This window comes from Microcoleus sp. MOSTC5, assembly GCF_036701825.1.
GTDB lineage: Bacteria > Cyanobacteriota > Cyanobacteriia > Cyanobacteriales > Microcoleaceae > Microcoleus > Microcoleus asticus.
This window is the reverse complement of the sequence record NZ_JAUBRK010000015.1, coordinates 109,928-130,399: the sequence shown is the minus strand read 5'-3', so window position 1 is coordinate 130,399 and position 20,472 is coordinate 109,928. Positions and strand designations below refer to the sequence as shown.

The window sequence follows — 20,472 nt, the reverse complement described above, 5'->3', positions numbered from 1 at the left end:
ATGTGGGGTGGTTTTCCAAAAGTAATCCAAGAAGTTTTTCCGAATGCGATTGTGGTGTATGACCGATTTCATATAATGAAATATGTAAATGAGGAATTGAATAAAATCCGAATCCAAAGCAAGATTAAAGAAAAAGGTAGCAGATTTATTGTTCTGAGGAATGGTGTAGATTTAAAAGAAGAGGAGCGGATTAAATTGGCTACAGTTTTAAGTCAATCTAAGCGGCTTAAGCTTGCCTATGAATTGAAAGAAGAATTCAGAGATATTTTTGAAAGTCATCATAGTGTGGAAGAGGGGAAAAAATTACTGCTTGAATGGATTAAGAAAGCACAACCGATTTACAGTGATACCCTAACCATGCTTCGCAATCATATCGATGGAATTTGTAACTATTTCTTGAACCGAACAACGAGTGGTGTTATGGAGGGAATCAACAATCGTCTCAAAGTGATTAAGCGTCAAGCCTATGGATTTGTTAATTTCGACAATTTTCGAGCTCGACTATTAGCTGGCTTTTCTAATTAGTTTTTATTATCACCTCAAACCCAGAAGACCCGTGAATGGGGTATTCTAGCGACGTAACAGACAAAGAGTGGGAAATAATCGAGCCATTATTACCGCACAAGAAGAAAACAAGACCCCCAGTGTGGACAAAGCGGCAAATTCTCAACGGGATATTGTATCAACTCAAGAATGGTTGCAACTGGGCAGACTTACCCAAAGATTTTCCCCCCTATTCAACTGTCTTCTGGCATTACAAACAGTGGTGTGAAGATGAGATCTTAGACAAAATCATGACAGAATTACATGGACGAGTGCGGGAACAAGTAAAAAAAAAGCCTCAGTGGACAACTCTAATCATGATTGACTCACAAGCGGTGAAAAACACCTGTAATGCAGGGATTGAGTCGAAAGGGTTTTGTTTTTACAAGACGACAAATGGGATTAAAAGACATCTCGCAGTTGATATATTGGGCTTTCCCTTCTTTACCCACTGCACCAAAGCCAGCGTATCTGATGACCAAGGGTTGATTGAAATGCTGACCCAAAATATCGATTACTTCAAATCTAAACCGCTGGAACTGCCGAAGATTACTATCTTGGTAGATCATGGTTATCATCCTGAAAAACTGACGAGCTCATTGGAGCAGATTTATCCTCAAATTATGACCAAGATCCAGTTTGAACTCTCGGCCAAACCATCAAAAGCTCAAAAGGAGGCTAAAGGACAATCGGGATTTGTTCCGGTTGCAGCTAGATGGGTGATTGAAAGATCGAATGCTTGGGTAGAGCGATGCAAGAGTTTAGTCAAAAATTTTGACCGCACACTCGAAGCTGCCAATGCCAAGCTCAAGCTTTGTTTTATCAGATTGATGCTCAAACGACTTGCTGCTCCAGTTACCCCCTAAAAAGATCTCAAATGGGTTCTATATAGCGGTTCTCAAGCAAGTGAGGCATAGGGGATAGGCCTCCGTGGGCATAGGCATAGGACTCGCCCCCATAACTCACCACGCTTGAGAACCGCTATAGTGGGAAGTTTCTATCAGTTTTGGTAAAAGAGGCAATCTAGTGCATTTTTTCATTGTTATATCTGACAATCCATCAAGTTAGGGATTTTGCCTTCCTAAGTCTACGCAAATTTGGGCAACAGCAATTCAATTATGGTAGAGGTGCTTTTTTGTTTCACCCAATTATCTCGCAAAGCGCGGCTAATGGGAAACTACAACATCGGTTATTTTATCTGAATTTGCTAACTTATCCATTCTTCGATGCACCGGGCATTCAAAAGCTATTAATTGCTACATTGTTTTTAGTTTCACAGGTGGGAATTGCTGGGTGATGTTTTTGAAATAAAAAAGATTGAACCCTTTCTGAAGAGCAACTTCAGTAGTTAAAATTTCTGGCTGAGGACTTCTAATTACTTCTAATGTTTCCAGTAATTTATGCAATTTTTAGATGATTACTATTTTTTACATCTTTGTCTTAACAATTTAAGTTAACCAGTAATCTTCTTCCTCCTCTTCTTCTTCTTCATAATCTCCTTCTTCTATATCTGGATCTGCTGTTATGCTAGAGGGATTCCCATCAAGCAAAAAAGTTGTCCTTCGGTTGAACAAGTTATTTTCATCAATATCTAGCTGTCCTCCTAGTAGTAATTCGGGAAATTCTGCTTTTGCCCGTTCGCCAATACATATGTCGCGAACAAACTCAAAAAAGTCTCGACCTAAAGCACAAGTAAAGTCATTATTGCAGTTGACTCCATAAATATCATAACTTCTATCTTGTTCCCTGTAAGTTCTTAAGTCAAAAATACAAGCAACAAGACCGCATCCGCCGCCAAATAGATAAGAATTATCCAGTAATTCCTTGACTTCACTTGACCACAATGAGCTATTTTTACAAGAGTCAAGAAGACACTCATTTCCGCCTAAGTGTCCTTCTATATCATCAATATCAGGAACATCAATGAAAAAACCATCCGCACCAAATTTTCCTGACCCAAATACCTGGCAAAATTCTCGATATCCTTGAGGAAGAATCAAGCCGGCTTCAGATTCAAATTTTTGAATTTGGTCTTCAGTTAAAGTTGACAAACTTCCCTTTGACCAAAAAATCAATCCTTCTTGGGATGCAAAATCTTCCAATTCAGCTTCATTCAAAGTTGATACGCGATGAGGATATATTGGATCTCCAAAACTTCCTAAGCATAAATCTAATTGGGAAAGAAGCGATCGCCATTTGGTCAGATTATCGTTAGTCATATCTTCATCCATGCTATGTATCGCAATTCATTGATTACATAAATCCGTGTTCTGCTAAGAATTCGGGTGTAATTATTCCTAAACTGTTGATTGCGGGGGTTTCTTCCCAAGGTTCGGGATGAGATTTTGAGCCGCTGCGGAGAAATTTGGCGACATATTTGCCGAGAATATCTGCTTCTAAATTAACTAAACTTCCTGGTTGCAAATAGCTGAGGTTTGTCTCACCAAAACTGTGGGGAATGACAGCAACTTCAAACCAATTACCGTCAGCATCGCAATCTGCCACGGTTAAACTGATACCGTTGACGGCGATGCTGCCCTTGGAAACGATGTAAGGTGCGATTTGGCGTTGCCATCCCGAATTTGCTGCTGGTGGGGCAGTAAACCGCATCTCCCAAGCGTTGGCGGTTTGGGTTGATGTCGCTAAAGCGCCGATCGCATCTACGTGCCCCGTCACAAAATGTCCCCCCAATTTGCTACCGGCGCGCAGGGAGGTTTCTAAGTTGACCCAAGCATCGGGGAATGCTCCCAAAGTAGTACGGCGGAGGGTTTCCGGGGAAGCGACGGCGACAAAACCTTGTGGCAGAACTTCCACTACCGTCAAACAGACTCCATCCACGGCTACGCTGTCCCCAATGGCTAAATCTTGTAAAATCTGATAGGAGTTGCTGGAGGTGCAGGAAATTTGGAAATAATCGTTGCCGAGCGACTTCAGCTTTCCGAGAGATTGAATTAGTCCTGTAAACATAAGTATTTTTCCCTAGTAGATCGCTTATTTACATCAAACCACAGCCAAAAACCAGACGCAGGAGCTTTTGCCCTCCCCCTGTCCCCCCAGAGTCAATGTCCCATCTCAAATCGACAGTGCCCGATTCGTTGCAGATTCAGGCGAAGATCGAGTCATACTGGATTTAGGTAATCTTTATGTCCAAGTTCTCTACTGCCTTACAGTTTCTTAATTCTATGAGGCCGATCGAATGATTGAAATGAAAGTCGCTGGAATTGCCTTAGATGCAGCCACGCGCAGTCCTATAGTCCTATTGAGAGACGCTACTGAGCGACGCGCTTTGCCTATTTATATCGGTCAGGAGCAGGCAAAGGCTATTATTAGTTCTCTGGAAGGTCACAAGCCTCCTCGACCTTTAACTCACGATTTGATGGTCAATTTTCTAGAAGCCTGGAATCTTACCTTGGAGCGTATAGTTATTCACTCGCTGCAAGATAACACGTTCTATGCCGTGCTGATCGTCCGTCAGGGAGAAGTTAAAAAAGAGATCGATGCCCGACCTAGCGACGCGATCGCCCTAGCCCTGCGCACGAATAGCCCCATCTGGGTGATGGAAGAAGTCGTAGCCGATGCTTCCATACCGGTCGATCGAGATGCTGATGAAGCAGAACGCCGGGCCTTCCGGGAATTTATATCAAACCTCCGTCCAGAGGATTTGATCAAGAGAAGCGGCTTTAGCCCGGGCGAAACTTCCTAACATTTATGCGCTATCGACGGTTTGGCAAAACTAACTTGCACCTGTCCGTATTTTCCTTGGGAACCATGCGCTATTTGGCTTCTGAGGAAACTGCCTGTCAGACTGTACAAGAGGCTGTTTCTCAGGGAATCAATCACCTGGAAACAGCGGCTGGTTACGGTTGCAGCGAGGAATATCTCGGTGCGGCCATCTCGGCTGGTTTGTCTGTCGATCGATCGCGCCTCCACGTCACTACGAAAATTTCCCCAACGGAGGATGCAGCAGCAATGGAACGCTGCATCGACGCCTCCCTCAAACGCCTGAATTTAGACTATATCGACTGTCTGGCAATTCACGGTTTAAATACTTGGGAACATTTGGCTTGGGTGCGATCGCCCACAGGCTGCATGGAAGCTGTACGCAAAGCCCTGGCAGATGGTCGCATTCGGCACGTCGGCTTTTCGACTCACGGGCCTCTGGATCTGATTTTGGCTGCAATAAATACAGATTTGTTTGAGTTTGTCAATCTGCATTACTACTATTTTTTTCAGCGCAACGCCCCGGCAATTGAACTCGCCAAGCACAAAGATATGGGCGTTTTCATTATTTCCCCGGCAGATAAAGGAGGGCAACTCTACACGCCCCCGGAAACTCTCGCACAATTGTGCTCGCCTTTCTCGCCTTTAGAGTTGAACTATCGGTTTTTACTGAGCGATACTAGGATTGGGACTCTGAGTGTGGGGGCTGCAAATGCGACAGAATTAGAGCAACCTCTGAAATATTGCGATCGCGACTTTCCCCTCACCAACGCCGAAATCGCTGCGTTCGATCGGCTAGAATCGGCTATTGCAGCCAGTTTGAAAACCGACAAATGCAGCCAGTGCTATGCCTGTTTGCCTTGCCCGGAAAACATCAACATTCCCGAAGTATTGCGACTCCGCAATCTCGCCGTCGGGTGCGACATGACTGACTTTGGCAAATACCGCTACGCCATGTTTGAAAATGCCGGACACTGGTTTCCGGGCAGCAAAGGCAACCGCTGCACCGATTGCGGCGAATGTTTGCCCAGGTGTCCCGAGGAGTTAGACATCCCAACTTTGCTCAAAGATACTCACCAGCGACTGGGCGGTAAAGCAGGCAGGCGGTTGTGGGATTGAAAAAAGGTGAAGCAGGGAAAAGGTCGATCGAGCGTATCTAAGTTTTGCAATAATTACGCTAAACTTTGGTTTAAGTAAATTTACTGTATAGTCGAGCAAAAAATTACTTAGTCTGGCGACTGTTTGCAAGAGCATCCCGATTTTGCAAAAAGCGTTTTCACAGGAGTGCCAGCATACTGCACAGCCAAGCCTACATCTAAGCGCGAGCACTCCTGTGAAAGCAATCATTGGGATGCTCCGAACAAACTTTTAATAGGAACCGACACTATATGTAAAAACAGCTAAATAAGATAATCTGATTAACACCTAGAAACTGATTTCTGTGAGCATACCCCAGTCATTTTCTTGCTTGGTTGGCGCCGGCGAGAGGCAACAATTTTATGATGATATCATGTGCGATCGATTAACCATAATATCCCGGTCGGGGCGGGTTTTTGAGATTGGAGATTGTTGGCAGGTATTGTTGTGAACCCGCCCCTACAAAAATCGCTGTCGCTCGACCGGACATGATATGAGTAATTAACCGAATTCGATCTAAAATCTAAAATCCAAAATCTAAAATCTAAAATTGATTGATTGTTTTCCAGATTAATTTATCGCCTGTCATCTATAACCGATTCAGTATCTACTACTATGGCTCAAACTCAGTTAAACGACAGCAAGCCAAATTGTCTGCAGCCAACTGAAGTTGCGACTTCCGAAAGATTTAAAATAGCTTTCAAGCCGTCCACTTACAACTTGTCCGTCACCAGAAAACAGTTAATTGGAATGCTGGCGTTACAAACAATCTTGCCAGTCGGACTAACGGGAGCAGCACTTTGGCTAACATCGGCAGTTGGAAGCAACGAACTGCAAAATCAAGCTAAATCAGAACTGAGCCTTAGTGAAATTAACTACAATCTCAAACTCGATCGCGTCGCCGACCGTTTGCAAAACTCCTCTGACAGCAAAACGATCGCCCAAACAGCTTTAGCTTACAACAGCGGCAAAAACATATCAAATTTGCGAAAATCTGTCAAGCAAATTCTGGAAAGTCATGTCAAAACAGGAGCAATACACAGTGCAGCTTTAGTAGGGAAAGATGGGAAGATAATTGTTAGCGTTAATCTCAACCAGGAAGGACAAAATTTTAATCCTCGCAACCTAGCATATCAAGAATTAGCAAAAAAAGAGCCAATTACGGCTAGCAAAATTCTGGCTAAATCGGAAAATCAGAAACAATTGCCAGCTTTGCAACCGGAATCGATCGAACGTGTCCTTGTGAATTATGCAGAAATTCCCGTAAAAAATTCCAAAAATCAGACTGTTATTGCTGCTTTATTTTTAGGAACAAATCTGAGCAAAATCCCGATGGTTGCCAGTAGCGAAACCGTCACTTCACTCGGCGGATTTTACGCTATTTATGCACCGCTTAATGAGGGAAAATATGTCTTGGTAAGCGGACAAACTGTTACGAAAAATCAAGTGTTGCCAGACTTAAAGTGGATGGACAGATCGCTGCTGAGATCTGCACGCGCCGCCGATGGCAAACCAGTTGCCCAGCAAATACAAATAGGCAATCAAACTTATACAGTAGCAGCAAAATCCCTGGATAATCTAGCCGGAAAACCCGCTGTAATTTTAGTCCGGGGCATCCCCAAAACCTCGATCGAAACATGGTGGGGCAACAACTGGCTGCTGGCACTGTCTGCTGCTGCCGTTTTCCCCTTCGCCTTGGCAGTTGCCGTCACCCGCCAGATTGCCAAACCCGGTAACTCAGGTTTATCAACAGCAGATGGGAATTGGGCATTTAACTCCACCGCCGAACCGCAGCAGCGTTCCCGGAATTTGGATCTAATTTATGACAATTTAAATTTCGGCGAATTGCCCGATTTATTTCCCAAAAAATCGAGTTTAAACGGTAAATTAGCGGTCGATTTTCGATATAAAAAAACTGCGGGCGATGGCCCGATCGCAAATCCCCACATCCCCCTCGCTTTCCAACCCCTAGAATTGCCCGCAAACTCCGTCTCAAATCAGTCGCGGCCGGCAAATACAGAACTAGAAAAAAGCGCGATCGCCTTAAATCAAGTCCAGGAAGCTTGGCAAGACTTAAATCGCCTCAACTTGGAATTGCAGCCAGAAATACTCGATCGCCAAAACACTCAAAAAGCCCTGCGAAAGAGCGAAGCACTGCTGCAAGCGATTTTAGACAACTCAACAGCAGTGATTTACATCAAAGATGTTGACGGAAAATACCTGCTCACCAACCGCCATTTTGACAATTTGTTCGACATCGCCAAAGAGCAAATAACAGGCAAAACCGACGGCGATATTTTTCCCAAAGACAAAGCAACAGCCTTGCGAGAAAATGACCTGAAAGTTATCGAATCTTCCTCGCCCCTAACCATCGAAGAAATCATCCCTCAAGACGACGGCCCGCACACTTATATTTCTCTGAAATTTCCCCTCTGCAACTCCGAAGGTAAAGCTTATGCAGTCGGTACAATTTCTACAGACGTGAGCGATCGCAAACTTGCCGAACTCACCCTAGAAAAAGCCAAAGCAGAACTAGAAAAAGAAGTCGAACAGCGCACCCTATACCTCCAACAAGCCAACGAACTTTTGCAGTTTGAACTCGCCGCCAAAGTCCGCGGCGCGATCGCTGTCAGACAAATGACTGCTCAGGTAGCCCGACACGCCAGAACAGTTGACGGGATTCTCGGCGCTTCTCTTGACCTAATTTTTCTAGTCGATCGATCGGGAAAGTACACTTACGTCAGCCGCACCGCCGCTCAAGCTGCCGGCATGAATCCCAGAGAAATGATTAGCAAAACCTGGCAGGAATTAGGCTGGTCGCCAACAATTATGCAGCGGGTTCACGAAGAATGCGACGCCATATTTGCCACAGCCGAGCCCAAGAAAGGCGAAGTAATTGTCCCCACGGCAAGCTGGGGAACCCGCGACTACGAGTACATTCTCAGCCCGCTTTGTGCGACTGACGGCAGCGTCGAAGCGGTGGTGGCCACGCTGCGAGATATCACCGAACGCAAAGACGCTGAGGAAGCGTGGCAGTTGGCCAAAGAAGCCGCAGAACTCGCCAACCGCGCCAAGAGTGCTTTTCTGGCAAACATGAGCCACGAGTTGCGGACTCCCCTGAACGCGATTATCGGCTACAGCGATATGCTGGTGGAAGATGCCGAAGATTTAGGCAATTTAGAGTTAGTCTCGGATTTAGACAAAATTCGCACTGCTGGCAAACACTTGCTGCGACTCATTGAGGACATTCTCGACATTTCCAAAATTGAAGCTGACAAGATGGAGATTTACCTCGAAAGCTTCGATGTAGGAGGCTTAATCGATGAGGTAGTAACAACTATCAAACCGCTAATGGATAAAAACTGCAATACTTTGCAAGTATTGAGTTCTGACAATATCGGCGCTATGCACGGCGATTTGATGAAAGTGCGGCAGGTAATGCTGAATTTGCTCAGCAATGCTGCTAAATTTTCTGCTAATGGGACGATCGTACTTACTGTCGAAAGAATTACCAGCGAAGAATTAAAAAATAAATATCAACCGAGAGTTGCTCAAATGTTAATTTTGGATTCAGACTTTTTAGTTTTCCGAGTGACGGACACGGGCATTGGCATGACACCAGAGCAGCAAGAGCGACTGTTCCAACCTTTTACTCAAGCCGACAATTCAACTACTCGCAAGTACGGCGGTACTGGTTTAGGACTGACTATCAGCCAGCGTTTCTGTCAGATGATGGGCGGCGATATTGAAGTTTATAGCGAGTTAAATTGCGGTTCTACTTTTACTGCTTGTCTGCCTGCTTCATTGTTTAGGCGCTCGGAATTTTAACATGACTGTGGGGGCGGGTTTTACCAACAATAAAAGCCAAAAATAAACAATCTAATAAACCCCCCTCCACACCACACAAAATCGCAATGTACATCTTTTGCAGATAATAAAATGTAAGGTTGATGTAGGTTATGTGCTGTGCGGGGGCGGGTTTTATCGATGGCGAGTTTTTGACATAAATTGTTGGTAAAACTCGCCCCTATGGGAAACATATAATACAGAACACAATAACTATGAAATACGATGTTGATACCCGCAGGCATGGCATTTTGACAAAAAGTTTATTTTTGTTCCCGATAGCCTGTTCTGCGTGCCTCGGAGCCTTGCTGTGGGGACAATCTGCGGCATTTTCCCAGCAGCCGGCTTGCCCGAGTGGCAACGCTGCTAATTTACCGTCGCCCCCGCTTTCGCAAACCGAAAAAAGCGTGCCGAGTCTGTGGTTAGCTCAAAAACAGTTTGGCGGAAAATTGCTCGATCGCTGGTTTGTCGATCCCGGCAATAGTTGGGTAATTATCATCGTCAACCGCCAACTTTGGAGTTTGCTCGATTATATGGAACGCTATCAGTTTGTCAACCGCTTCGGCACTGTCGCCAGCGAATACGGTTACAATGTGCGAGTTTGCAACCGTCAAGGCACAGCTTTAGCAGTTTATTCGTGCAAGGGCGATCGGCTTAGTTGTCGCATTGATTTAGAATCTCTCTCAAATCCGCGTCTTCGAGGAAGGCGGAAGGAATTTTAGTAGGATTCGCAGTTGCGCTTCAGCGCTCGGGGTTTGTTGTTGCGCTTCAGCGCTCAGGGTTCAAAGTAAGAAATGTAAGTTAAATGGCGCATTTTAAAGTATTGGTTATTTTACCTCCCGATACAAGCAACGCAGAAGAAAAAGTAAGAAACCTGCTTAGTCCTTACTACTCTGAATTAGGCGTTGAACCATACAAAGAGTATCTAGATATAGCAGCAGTTGAAAAAGAAGTAAAACGTTTATCCACTCTCCCGAAGGAAAGCATTCAAAAATTAGCAGAAGATATGGAGGTTTCAAGTGAGGATTTAGAAGAGATAGCCAAGCTCAATTTGGATTGGTATGAAGATGAGTCAGCAGGGGCTGATGAATATGGTTTCTACCGAATGACAACTATTAATCCTCAAGGAAAATGGGATTGGTACAGCTTTATTGAAGCTGAACCCAGAGAATCTGCAACACCTATTCGCTACCCATGTCAGGTAGTAGAGCTACCTGAAGTAGTTCCTTATGCTCTTGTAACCCCTGATGGTCAGTGGTATGAGGTGGGTGGAGAAGTAAGCGTGCAGGCTTTCATGAGAACTTATTTAAACTGTGATGTAAACATGAGCGAAGCAGAAGTAAACTGGAACCTCAAAGTTCAGGAAACTCTTGCTTGCTATCCAGATTGCCTTGCTGTTGGTTTAAATTGTCACCTATAGTGATGCAATATCCTCCAGCATTGATGCAAATAGTAAGAATCGTTAAGCACAAAAATCCCGGTAAATAAATTCAAATTTAACTCTTAACTACTTGCCGAATTTCTTGCCAAAGCGATCGATACAGCGATATCCCAGCATCCCCAAACGGCAGCAAAAACTCGCTAGCCGCAAGAATCTTAGCATCCGGCAACAACACAGAATTAGTGCGAACAGCTTCCGGCAAATCCTCGGGTTTCATGCCGACAATTATCGGCGAACTAGCCTTAGCCAGCAAAGATAATTGAGGAGCAATCCGAGGCTGCAAACAAAAATCAATCCATTTTTCCACTAAAGAAACTGGATTCCCCGATGCTGGTTCTACCCACAAATCAGTCCAAAGTGAAGTTCCCGAAACCGGAATTACTAAAGCAATATTCTTTTCAGTTTGCAGCAGCGGCAGCAAGTCCCCAGAGGAACCTACTGCCAACCAAGTATCGCCTAAAGTTAATGGTTGCAGGTAAGCATCAGAACTATAAAGTTTAACTTGTTGGTGCAGATTTGCCAGTTCTTTTTTGAGATTTGGGACTTTATCTAATTGCTGCGTATTGTAAGATTTTCCGAGTTTTTTTAATGTTAAACCAATAACTTCTCTAGCACTCTCCGGCAAAGAAATTCGATCGCGCAATTCCGATCGCCACAAGTCACTCCAATCTGTGGGAGTCCACCCCAAAGACTTGAATTTATCTGTTCGATAGGCAATTACTGTACTTCCCCAGCGGTAAGGTGCGCCCCAAATTTTACCTTTAGGATCTAATTGACCGTCATCGTTGCGCCTGACGAGTTTTTGCCATCGTTCGGGCAATTGTGCCCAATTAGCAAACTTAGCAGGATCGATCGGCTGAATTAATTTTTGCCGAATTGCCAAAGTCAGCCAGTAATCTCCCAACATCACCAAGTCAGCTTGATTTTTTGATTTGGGAACCTGTTTCCACTCCTGCAATAGGGCGAATAATTCTTTTAATTGTGGTTCTTGCGTTACCTGCAAAAGCGGAGACGGTTGTACATCGCGGCTAAATTTACTTACCAGTTGGGCCGGAATACTGTTTTTGAGCGATCGAATTTTGAGAATGGGCTTGGAGTCGCACCCTGCCGCCAATTGACTTAAAGTTAGGGTGGCGGCCCCCAATAGCAAAGACCTTCGTTTCACCTGTGAATCCGCTTTTCTAAATATTGACCGATCGTTTTGTGTTCTGCAGCCCGGAAAATAATTGTTTGTCGAGTCCGGTAATTGGCGCCGATTTATCTTATTTCTTCCTCAAACACAGAGCCATTGTACTCGGTTCTGCTGCGCTGTGAGTCTGTTTGACTCTTGCCCTGATTTTACCTTCTACCTTGTCGATCGAGCTTTCCGATGCCGACAGCCCCCTCAACTTAACGCCTGATTTCTCCCCGAAAAGTTCTTTTGATCTCATATGCTGCACCATTCTCGATCGACCTTCTATGGGCGGGCTCTCCTGCCCACCCCACAAGAAAATGCACTTGTACTGGAACAGGCCGGAAAGCCTGTTAAGCGAGAATGGTGCAGCATATGAGTTTGACCCCATTTTGCTCGCCCCGGTTGGCGATCGACTGCCTCTATGTTACATTTGTTCATATAACGAAACAAGGAGAGTGTGGCCCTCTGCCGCTGGATGACGCTTTTTACACAACCGAGCGGTATTTCCCAACGTCAGTCATGTCGAAAGTGAAAAATCCTTTTTAAATCCGCGACAGCTTAATAACTGAAAATCCACTATTGTCAATCCTGAAAGCACTCGCTAGAGCGAAGTCAATCTAATAGGACGCTGCGCGATCCGACTCTCTGAAACCTGATGTTTTAACTCTGATTGAAGGTTTGAACGAAGTATGGGGATTAAAAAACTAGGTTCCTGCATCCAAGACTATCTAAAACCTCAAATCTCAAATCTCTAATCGACTCACGAATGGCGATCGATTATCTTCAGGCTGGCTTCCTAAATCTACCGTCTGGATTGGGAACACAACAATTACGTCAAAAATTAAATAATTTAGTGATAAATCGCAGTTATGTAAAGTTTTACCTTATATGTAAAGATATAAGTTACGAGCCAAAGGATGATTGTATGGAACCGCTCCACCAGCAAGTTACATTATTGACCCAACAAGTCGATGCCCTTTACAAACTCATAGAAAACCTCAATGACAAGCTATTCGAGTCAGCCCAGGAGACGAAGCTGACCCAGCAGCAGAGAAACGCCAGCTCTGGAACGGTAGGAAATGACAAAACCTCGTCATATCAAAGCTACAGCCGTCTCGACGGGCTCCTCGAACACAAAGACATACTGTTAGATGACAGCTACTTCGACAAGAATTCTCAAAGCCTCGAAAAAGAGCTGAGCGCAGAAATTCAAATCCAGCGCCTAACTGCTCAGCTAACAGCAGCTTACAATCGAATTGCTGCTTTGGAAGAACAGTTGCTCGCCAAAAGAGTGCACTCGCAACAGGTAGGCGGATCTCATTAAATATTGCTAGCGGGGAGCGGGCATTAATCTCAAAAAAATACAAGTTGCGTTGATTTATGCTCGTCAACTTATAGAGTCATTGCATAGAGTTTTTTCTCTCGCGCAATTAGCAGGAAGAATACTGCATTAAAGCCAGATATTGTGTAGAAACTTCTGTAAATATGAGAGCATTTATGCTCAATAAAATGAGATAATTATTCAGCCAAAATGAAGCTGGTTGAGCAGCAGAACCAGATTCGCTGCTCGATAGGCGCATCTTAATTTTTAATGTTTAATTCCTCACAGCGCTGGACGCAAAGAAAACTAAAAACCCGGTTTTGGAGTGTATTCATCGCTGCAAAACCCCAATATTTGGAGTAAAAAACGGGTTTTTGGCATCCAGGACTATCTAATGTTTAATTTCACACCGCGAGGCTAAAGCTTCAACAGCTTGGAGGAGTTGAGTAGGAGTCCAATTTGCAGCCAAGCCACTGGCGATCGCACAGGCTCCAGCACCGACACCTTCCTTAACATAGCCGCGATCGTAAGCTTGCAGTTGCCCGTAGCGAGATCCAGCAAAACTTAGCTGCGCGGCCAACAAAGGCACACCGCCGATATCATTAGCGAGTCCTACAGTGTCTCCTGTAGGGTCTTCCGCCACCCAGCGAGTAGTCCCCACCGCAACTTGTTCGGGACACCATACCAGAGCATATTCACGGGCTAAGGCTTGCATCAAAGCGTACACTGCCAGCATTTGCGTGCCCCCGGCCAGGAGTACCCCGCAAGTCCGACTCGCGGCGATCGCCATTGCCGCCACCGCTATTTGCATCGGATCGCCCACCGCCGCTACCAATTCCAGGGGAGTGCTGTTTTGTCCGCCAATTTCCCACTCAGCATGATTGAGTCCCGCTGTCACCGCGGCCAATTTTTGAGCGTGATTGCAGCGAGGATGAGAACTGTTAACCTTGCCCGCCGCTGCAATACCCAAACCCATTAACACCCCCAAAGCAGTAGTCGTTCCCCCAACTACGCACTCCCCTAAAATTAAATAGCTGCCATTAGTTTGAGCGGCCAATTTAGCTCCCCAAATTAATCCTTGTTCGAGCAAATGTTTGACTGTTTCGAGTTCTAAAGCATTCCCAGAAATCACACACTTTGCCGGAGTGCCGCCCAAATCAATTGCAGGTACGGGAGGTGGGAGGGCCAAACCAGCATTAAATAGGTAAAGGGGAATTTCCAAAGCTTCGACTACTGCGCGAGATATCAGTACCGGCGAGGCACCAGCTTCTAGGGGCGGCAAAGGATATTGGGGGGACGGTTGGGGGCCGTTATACAAAAATTCTGCATCGGCCAAACAAGTAAATTGTCGATCGTGCGGGGTTGCTCCTGCTGCTGAAATTCCCGGAATTAAGCCTGTAGCGGTAAATCCTAACACGCAGGCAAATATCGGTTTTCGTCCGCGATAGCCTTCAAGCCACCGCTGACCCTGTTCGATTTCTGTATAAATACCAATCATAGTTAGTCATTAGTCATTAGTTATTAGTTATTAGTTATTAGTTATTAGTTATTAGTCAACAGTCAACAATTCCCAATAACTACTCTTCATAATCGATCAAAAGTTGCACCCAGCGCGGTGGCCTCGGAATCGGATTTCCCAAACGATCTAACAGCAGCAAAGCTACTAAATGCACTACAAATAAATAGACAATATTGTTAACCAAAATCATCCCGGCGGCGATCGCCCCAATAGTGTTCAAACTCGGTACATTAAGCCAACCCAGCTTCACAAAAACCCATTCCACCATCTCTGTTACCTGGGCTGTTACGTAAACCCAGAGGTCTTGACCCACCAAAGCTGACAGCAACCAAAACTTAAAAAAGAAGCCCAGAGTGCCAATTAACGCGCCCAAACTAATAGAAAAAGACCAACTCGCTTTGCGCCTCCAAAGTCCTCCCAGCGCAACTCCCATAATTCCAAAAGGAATCACGTATAAAATGCTGCGCGTCGGGCCCATGAGTACCGACAGCAGCAAACCCGATACCAAAGCTGCCATCCAAGAAGCGCGGTTCCCCCAGCGCAGGTAGACAAGGGCGATCGGTATCGGGAAAAAAACCCGCAGCAAAGGCCCCAGCGGAAAGTAATAATTTACCAGCCAAATCAAGCTAGCGGTACTTGCCAAAAATGCCGTTTCTACAAGCCTTAAAGGCGCTTCCCCTAATTCGCGCTTCCCCGGATCGGGATTTGTGCGATCGCCAGCCATTGCTGAAATATCGGCGGTTTGCGGCTCGTTATTTGTAGTGGGTGAACTGCCCGAATTAGACGCAGCATCTGCTGACAAAAAATCACTCATCCGATTTTAGATTTTAGATTTTAGATTTTAGATTTTAGATTTTACGGAACTTGGGCGCTATACGGCTGATTCCCGGTTTTCCGATTTTAGATTTTAGATTTTACGGAACTTGGGCGCTATACGGCTGATTCCCGGTTTCACTTTTTGGAGCTTCGCGGCCAAATTTAATCTTGCTCGCAGAAACCGGGTTTAGGTACGAAGGCGACTCTTATTTTAGATAGACTTTCTCAGCAAAAATTTTCAGCAGCATCATTTTTCGGCTTTGACTTCCTGAATTACAAAAACCGAACAAGATGCGTGGTGAACGACATAATTGCTGACGCTGCCGAGGAAAGCTTCTGCCAACCCCGTGCGGCCGCGCCTCCCCAACACTATTAAATCTGCGCCCCAGTTTTGGGCGGATTCACAGATAGAATACCCCGGAGCCCCCTCCATTTTGCAGTCAAATTCCACCTGCAATCCTTCTTTTGCTGCCGCGTCGCAGTATTTTTTCAGAAAACCCGAAGCCTGTTTTACCTCACTTTCCAGCCGCAAACGTTGAGCTTGATAAGCTTGATTCATTAACTCGACATTCATACCTAAATCTACCGGAATTGGCACGGCAGTCTCGCCCAGCGAGTTGACAGTAACGCAGTTAAATAGCATCACCTGGGCCCGATCGCTCACAGCTAATTCTAAAGCTTGATTGAAGACGCGGTGGCTAAGTTCAGAATCATCTAAGGCAACAAAAATTTTCTTAAAACTCATAGCTTTACCTCCGGCGGGGAATCATCAATATCAGTTAGTTAACAGAGAGTGCTTTTGAATTAGATTCAATTTAGCAATCTCTGATACTTCTAGACTAACAGACGCTCCAAGGCGTGCAGGTCGGGAATGCACAAAACGTCACGTTCGCGCTCAATAGTTCCTTTTTTTTCCAGCTTGCTCAGCACTCGCGTTACTGTTTCGCGAGCCAGCCCGCTGAGGCTGCTCAATTCTCTGTGTGGCAGGTTGGGAATTTCTGTACCTCCTGATAACATGATTTTCCCTTGCCCCTCTGCCAAAAATAATAGAATATCTGCTACTCGCGAGGTACTGTCAGATTCTCGCAAACGCAGGCGGCGGTTGACTTGTCGCAGGCGACGGGCCATCAGTTGAGCGAGGCGAATGCCTGCTAGCGGCTCGGTATGAATGAGCTGCACAAAATCCTGAGATGGCATATTGCCGATCAGTGTCGGCGCTAGGGTGATGACATCTGTCGATCGCGGTGCTTCTTCGATCGCGGCCATTTCCCCGAACAGTTCTCCTTTCCCTAAAATATTCAGTGTTACTTCTTTTCCGTCTAGGTTGTAGGTGCGAATTTTCACCCAACCATCCAATATAAAATACACTGATGTTCCCCAGTCATTTTCGAGTAAAATCACTTGATTTGACGGATGACTGCGGGTAACGATGTGGAGAGTTGCTCTCTCAATTACAGGCTCGGGCAAGCCTGCAAAAAAAGGAGTAGAAACTATCAATTGATTTATATTGGAATTCGGATCTCGGGTGTTAAAGCGGTCTTCCATGAGGCCATCATTTTAATTTATGCGCTTGAGCTGCGCTGGGCAGTTAGAAATAGCTTGCAGCCGAGTCATTCGATTTTAGATTCAAGATTTGACAAACAAGTATCTAAAATCGGCAATTTTACCTCTAAAGTTTTGCGGTCGTCAAAGGTCGAATATGGAAATTTATAGCCTTAAGCTCTGATTGCGAGCTAGAAACTAAAGAATATACCATAATTTTTTAGATACCTACCACGGAGCAAATTTTATTAACAAAATTTTAGCAACGTGACAAGCGACTGAGCCGATCGAATTACCTTTGAAAGCACTTCGCTTAGAAAGCTTAACACTGCTGAGAGATTTGTTGTCAGTCTGGCCTGCTGTGGACGATCGGCAGAATCCGCGAGCACAAGCGTGCCAGCACCGCAGACAGCCACAAAATCCGACTGCAACTGCCTGGAACCTATCAAATTTCAGCACGATCGGCAAAATCCACAGGTATTGCGAGCCTAAGGGCGGGCCCTCTTAGCGAGCAAAACCGACGCAGTTCGCAGCAAACTTTTCTGCTACCCCGAGATTATTGTACCATTAGTATCTAGGCATGAATACAGATAAAAGGCTATTATGAAAGGTTACTAAAACCGAATGTACGGAGACAATCCCGAATCCCAGCATCCCAAATCGCAAATTGTTTGAGGTTTTTTTCAAGTCGGTGAAAGATGAAGAGACAGTGGGGCGCCGCCACGCTAGCCAAACTTGAGGTGACGGGTGTGCGGCAGGCCGTTAGAGCGGGTGAAGGCAAAGTTCGTGCGACGATCGCAGCTATCCCGAGCAGGAATCGACCTCCGGCCCGGCAAACAGGAAAGCAGCCACAGAATTTGGCAGCACTAGCAGTTGATAGAAGCGGGCATTTGGTGCGGAAGTACCGGCTAACCTATCATAGGCAATAGAAGTTATCCGAAGATAAAAGGTTAATTAACAGTTGTCAGAAAATATTAGTGAATTATTGACGGACTCGCATTCAGATTATTCTATGTATTGGCATCGCTGCCGCCTGACTTCAGTCTTTTTTCGGTAAAGTTTCTCCCAAGCCGCATTCCCAGAGGTTCCCCCCTTGAATTCTCAGAAGTACAAAATTCAATCACTGATTGCTGAGATTGACGAGGTACTCAGCAAGCCCGCACCCCGCTTGCCTTGGACGGGTTCGATCGATACTGTCCACCAGCGCCAACTTTTAGAGCGAGTTCGCGCTTATCTGGTTTCCTCAGACTCCAAACTAGCGGCCAACAAGGCGCCCGCCAGTACCAATGTCCGCCCGCAACCAGTTCCAGTGCCCAAAGTTCCGCTCAGGGCCCCTAGCCCCTCAGCCGCAGAGCAAATCATGCTAGCCGTAACCGGAGAAATCAGCCACCTGCGTTCAAGCCTGACGGGGCCGCTCCAAGAAGACATAGAAGCTCTGCGCCAAGAGCAGCAAGCTCTAATTCAAGAAATCAAACAGCTAGAAGCACAACGGCAGCAGCAACAATCCCTAGCTCAGCAACAAGCAAACCAACAGCAAATCATTTCTGAATTCTTGCAGGTACTGACTGCCCGTTTGGAAGAAACCTTGACTAGCGATTTCTCCCAAATTCTAAGTTCGCTAGAAAATCAGTTATTGCAAAGCAGCGCAGCACCTCACTCTTTGGGCAGTGCGTCTGATCAACAATTGGCTGTTGACGTAACACTTAACCGACAAACCTCAGAAGAACACCCGCTGCTGACGCCGGATCAGAGGTTCGAGCAAATGCAACTGTTGCAATCTCGTGCTGACAGTCTGCTGATGAGTCTCGATTCTAGGATGGGTATCGTGTTCGAGGCTTTGCAAGCAAATCTGCAAAGCTATCAAGCTTCCTTGAGACAAGAACTCGACAATATGTACGGTTTGAGCCAGCAGAGCGAGGCGAGGTTCGCGGCTTTCGTCAACCACTTGGCCGGACAGTTGGGGCGAGAAGCCTCTTCCTACGTACAGCAGCCGATCGATTTAGCAAATCTCGAAACAGTCATCCCAAACGCAGCCGATCCGTCTGATGCCGCTCCAGCCCTCTCAAATACTGCGATCGAACAGTCAGCCCCCGACACTCAGAGTGGAGAGTTGGTGCAGTCCAATCGCACCGGCGAATTCGGAGAACAAGACAGATTGCCCTACGCCGGTACAGAAATTTCTCCGCAATTCGGACAGTTGAGGCGCGACCGCGACCGCATTCCATCCCCAATTTCGCTCCCTGACTTGGAAGAGAATTTGTTCGGTTCGGCACCCGAAAGACCTAGACCGACAATTGCCTTTTCCGGCGCTGAATCGGAAAATAAATTAGCAGAAACAGGCGAAGATATTGAGGATTTGTATGCAAGTTTGTTCGCGGGAGAAGCAGTCGCCGAAGTAGAATTAGAACTCGAAACTGTACTACCCCAAAATACTGAATTTGAAACCGCAAGTGAGGCTGTACAATATCAAGCGGCGTCGGATAATGAAACTGCCGACGCCCTAAATATGACCGAAGATTTGTTTGTAAATCTGCTGGATGAAGGCGAATCACTGGAAGAAAATATTTTAGTAAATCCAGATTCAAACTTCGTAATAGGTAATTCTGTAGAATCTCTAACTTTAGATAGTGCGGGTTTATTTGAACCGCAAGTGGCATCAGTACCTCAAGTTTCAGAACCGCCAGCCTCAACCGCCTCGCTGCAACTTGAGGCCGACGATCGAGAAAATCTAGAAACGGCTCAAAACCCAGGCGAGGATTTCGACGCTGCGATGCCTGAACCGCCACCTTTGCCGTTGAGAACGCCTGCTGAAATTAGCCGGAACCGCCCCAGTGCCGCGCCCGGTTTGTCGAGTATGGGTGATTTTCAAACAGGCGAGTCCGGCACTTCGTCGCAGCGGCTTGATGATGGCTACATCCAAGCTTCGGCGGACGAGGATTTGCTGCCGGTGGAGGCATTAGAAGATGACCTCGATCGAGCTTTAAATTTGGACAACAATACTCTGGAACTGTTGGAGGCAGACCTCTACAATCTGGAGGGATTGGGAAATACTAGCTTCGGGCGCTCGAATTCCTCAGCCGCTAACAGCTTGGAGTTATCGGCGAGTTCCCCCGAAGTCGGTGCAAAAAATCCCTTTGCCGAGGCCGTAGATGAAGAACTCGGCACGCTGGAGGATTTGTTCTCCGATGTGTTGGAACTCTCATCTGAGGATGAACCCTTTGTTTTGGAAAACGAACTTGAGGATGACTTGTTTGCTGAGGAAGACGAGTCGAACTTGACGCTAGACGAGATTTTGGCTAGTTTGACCGAGACCGATCGACCTTTGACTGATTCTCCCCCTCCAGAAACTGCGGAAACTAACGAACTGCGATCGAGTCCTCCAGAAAATAAAAAAAAAACCTAATTTCGACCGA

The 20,472-nt window shown here is 45.9% G+C and carries 19 protein-coding genes; 11 read left to right on the top strand and 8 right to left on the bottom strand.

Annotation, left to right across the window (positions count from 1 at the left end):
- Both QUA54_RS10890 and QUA54_RS10885 read left to right on the top strand, forming a co-directional pair.
- Positions 1-525, top strand: a 525-nt coding sequence (locus QUA54_RS10890) for a transposase (protein ID WP_333414626.1), incomplete at its 5' end; no start/stop codon positions are given.
- 35 nt (positions 526-560) lie between these two features.
- The gene (locus QUA54_RS10885) at positions 561-1,409 is read left to right on the top strand and encodes an IS5 family transposase (RefSeq protein ID WP_333414624.1); all 849 of its coding nucleotides are present in this window, start codon (positions 561-563) and stop codon (positions 1,407-1,409) included.
- A gap of 582 nt (positions 1,410-1,991) precedes the next feature.
- On the opposite strand, the gene QUA54_RS10880 is transcribed toward QUA54_RS10885, so the two are convergent.
- On the bottom strand, positions 1,992-2,774 hold the full coding sequence (locus QUA54_RS10880; protein ID WP_333414622.1) for an SMI1/KNR4 family protein: 783 nt from the start codon (positions 2,772-2,774) through the stop codon (positions 1,992-1,994).
- Between the two features lie 22 nt (positions 2,775-2,796).
- Entirely contained in the window at positions 2,797-3,510 is a 714-nt protein-coding gene (gene ribE / locus QUA54_RS10875; protein ID WP_333414620.1) for a riboflavin synthase, read from the bottom strand.
- Between the two features lie 229 nt (positions 3,511-3,739).
- Between ribE and QUA54_RS10870 the strand changes: the two genes are divergently transcribed.
- The 5 genes from QUA54_RS10870 to QUA54_RS10850 all read left to right on the top strand — a co-directional run bounded on the left by QUA54_RS10870 (position 3,740) and on the right by QUA54_RS10850 (position 10,666).
- Complete coding sequence (locus tag QUA54_RS10870; RefSeq protein WP_172185863.1) at positions 3,740-4,246, top strand: bifunctional nuclease family protein; 507 nt, start codon at positions 3,740-3,742, stop codon at positions 4,244-4,246.
- A 5-nt stretch (positions 4,247-4,251) separates the two neighbouring features.
- Positions 4,252-5,382 carry an aldo/keto reductase gene (locus tag QUA54_RS10865; protein WP_333414618.1) on the top strand — a complete coding sequence of 377 codons (1,131 nt, stop codon included), beginning with the start codon at positions 4,252-4,254 and terminating at the stop codon, positions 5,380-5,382.
- Positions 5,383-6,015: 633 nt separating this feature from the next.
- Positions 6,016-9,228, top strand: a complete 3,213-nt coding sequence (locus QUA54_RS10860; RefSeq protein ID WP_333414616.1) for a PAS domain-containing protein — start codon at positions 6,016-6,018, stop codon at positions 9,226-9,228.
- Between the two features lie 233 nt (positions 9,229-9,461).
- The gene (locus QUA54_RS10855) at positions 9,462-9,968 is read left to right on the top strand and encodes a hypothetical protein (RefSeq protein ID WP_333414615.1); all 507 of its coding nucleotides are present in this window, start codon (positions 9,462-9,464) and stop codon (positions 9,966-9,968) included.
- Between the two features lie 83 nt (positions 9,969-10,051).
- Positions 10,052-10,666, top strand: a complete 615-nt coding sequence (locus tag QUA54_RS10850) for a hypothetical protein (protein WP_333414613.1) — start codon at positions 10,052-10,054, stop codon at positions 10,664-10,666.
- Positions 10,667-10,742: 76 nt separating this feature from the next.
- Here QUA54_RS10850 and QUA54_RS10845 read toward each other — a convergent pair whose 3' ends face one another.
- Positions 10,743-11,852, bottom strand: a complete 1,110-nt coding sequence (locus QUA54_RS10845; RefSeq protein WP_333414611.1) for an extracellular solute-binding protein — start codon at positions 11,850-11,852, stop codon at positions 10,743-10,745.
- 97 nt (positions 11,853-11,949) lie between these two features.
- Complete coding sequence (locus QUA54_RS10840; RefSeq protein WP_333414610.1) at positions 11,950-12,117, bottom strand: hypothetical protein; 168 nt, start codon at positions 12,115-12,117, stop codon at positions 11,950-11,952.
- Between the two features lie 669 nt (positions 12,118-12,786).
- On the opposite strand from QUA54_RS10840, the gene QUA54_RS10835 reads away from it, so the two are divergent.
- On the top strand, positions 12,787-13,185 hold the full coding sequence (locus QUA54_RS10835; RefSeq protein ID WP_333414608.1) for a hypothetical protein: 399 nt from the start codon (positions 12,787-12,789) through the stop codon (positions 13,183-13,185).
- 388 nt (positions 13,186-13,573) lie between these two features.
- Here the strand turns inward: QUA54_RS10835 and cobT are convergent, their stop codons facing one another.
- The 4 genes from cobT to QUA54_RS10815 all read right to left on the bottom strand — a co-directional run bounded on the left by cobT (position 13,574) and on the right by QUA54_RS10815 (position 17,062).
- Positions 13,574-14,680 (bottom strand): nicotinate mononucleotide-dependent phosphoribosyltransferase CobT, encoded by a 1,107-nt coding sequence (cobT, locus tag QUA54_RS10830; RefSeq protein ID WP_333414606.1) that lies wholly within the window; start codon positions 14,678-14,680, stop codon positions 13,574-13,576.
- A gap of 79 nt (positions 14,681-14,759) precedes the next feature.
- Entirely contained in the window at positions 14,760-15,515 is a 756-nt protein-coding gene (locus tag QUA54_RS10825; protein WP_172185872.1) for a DUF2232 domain-containing protein, read from the bottom strand.
- Between the two features lie 249 nt (positions 15,516-15,764).
- Entirely contained in the window at positions 15,765-16,262 is a 498-nt protein-coding gene (locus tag QUA54_RS10820) for a universal stress protein (protein WP_333187092.1), read from the bottom strand.
- An 89-nt stretch (positions 16,263-16,351) separates the two neighbouring features.
- Positions 16,352-17,062 carry a Crp/Fnr family transcriptional regulator gene (locus QUA54_RS10815; RefSeq protein WP_333414605.1) on the bottom strand — a complete coding sequence of 237 codons (711 nt, stop codon included), beginning with the start codon at positions 17,060-17,062 and terminating at the stop codon, positions 16,352-16,354.
- Between the two features lie 295 nt (positions 17,063-17,357).
- Between QUA54_RS10815 and QUA54_RS10810 the strand changes: the two genes are divergently transcribed.
- The 3 genes from QUA54_RS10810 to QUA54_RS10800 all read left to right on the top strand — a co-directional run bounded on the left by QUA54_RS10810 (position 17,358) and on the right by QUA54_RS10800 (position 20,462).
- Positions 17,358-17,567 (top strand): hypothetical protein, encoded by a 210-nt coding sequence (locus QUA54_RS10810; RefSeq protein ID WP_333199688.1) that lies wholly within the window; start codon positions 17,358-17,360, stop codon positions 17,565-17,567.
- A gap of 190 nt (positions 17,568-17,757) precedes the next feature.
- Positions 17,758-17,988, top strand: a complete 231-nt coding sequence (locus tag QUA54_RS10805) for a hypothetical protein (protein ID WP_333414604.1) — start codon at positions 17,758-17,760, stop codon at positions 17,986-17,988.
- Positions 17,989-18,152: 164 nt separating this feature from the next.
- Positions 18,153-20,462: a hypothetical protein gene (locus QUA54_RS10800; protein ID WP_333414602.1), complete on the top strand. Its 2,310-nt coding sequence runs from the start codon at positions 18,153-18,155 to the stop codon at positions 20,460-20,462.
- The last annotated feature ends 10 nt before the right edge of the window (positions 20,463-20,472 follow it).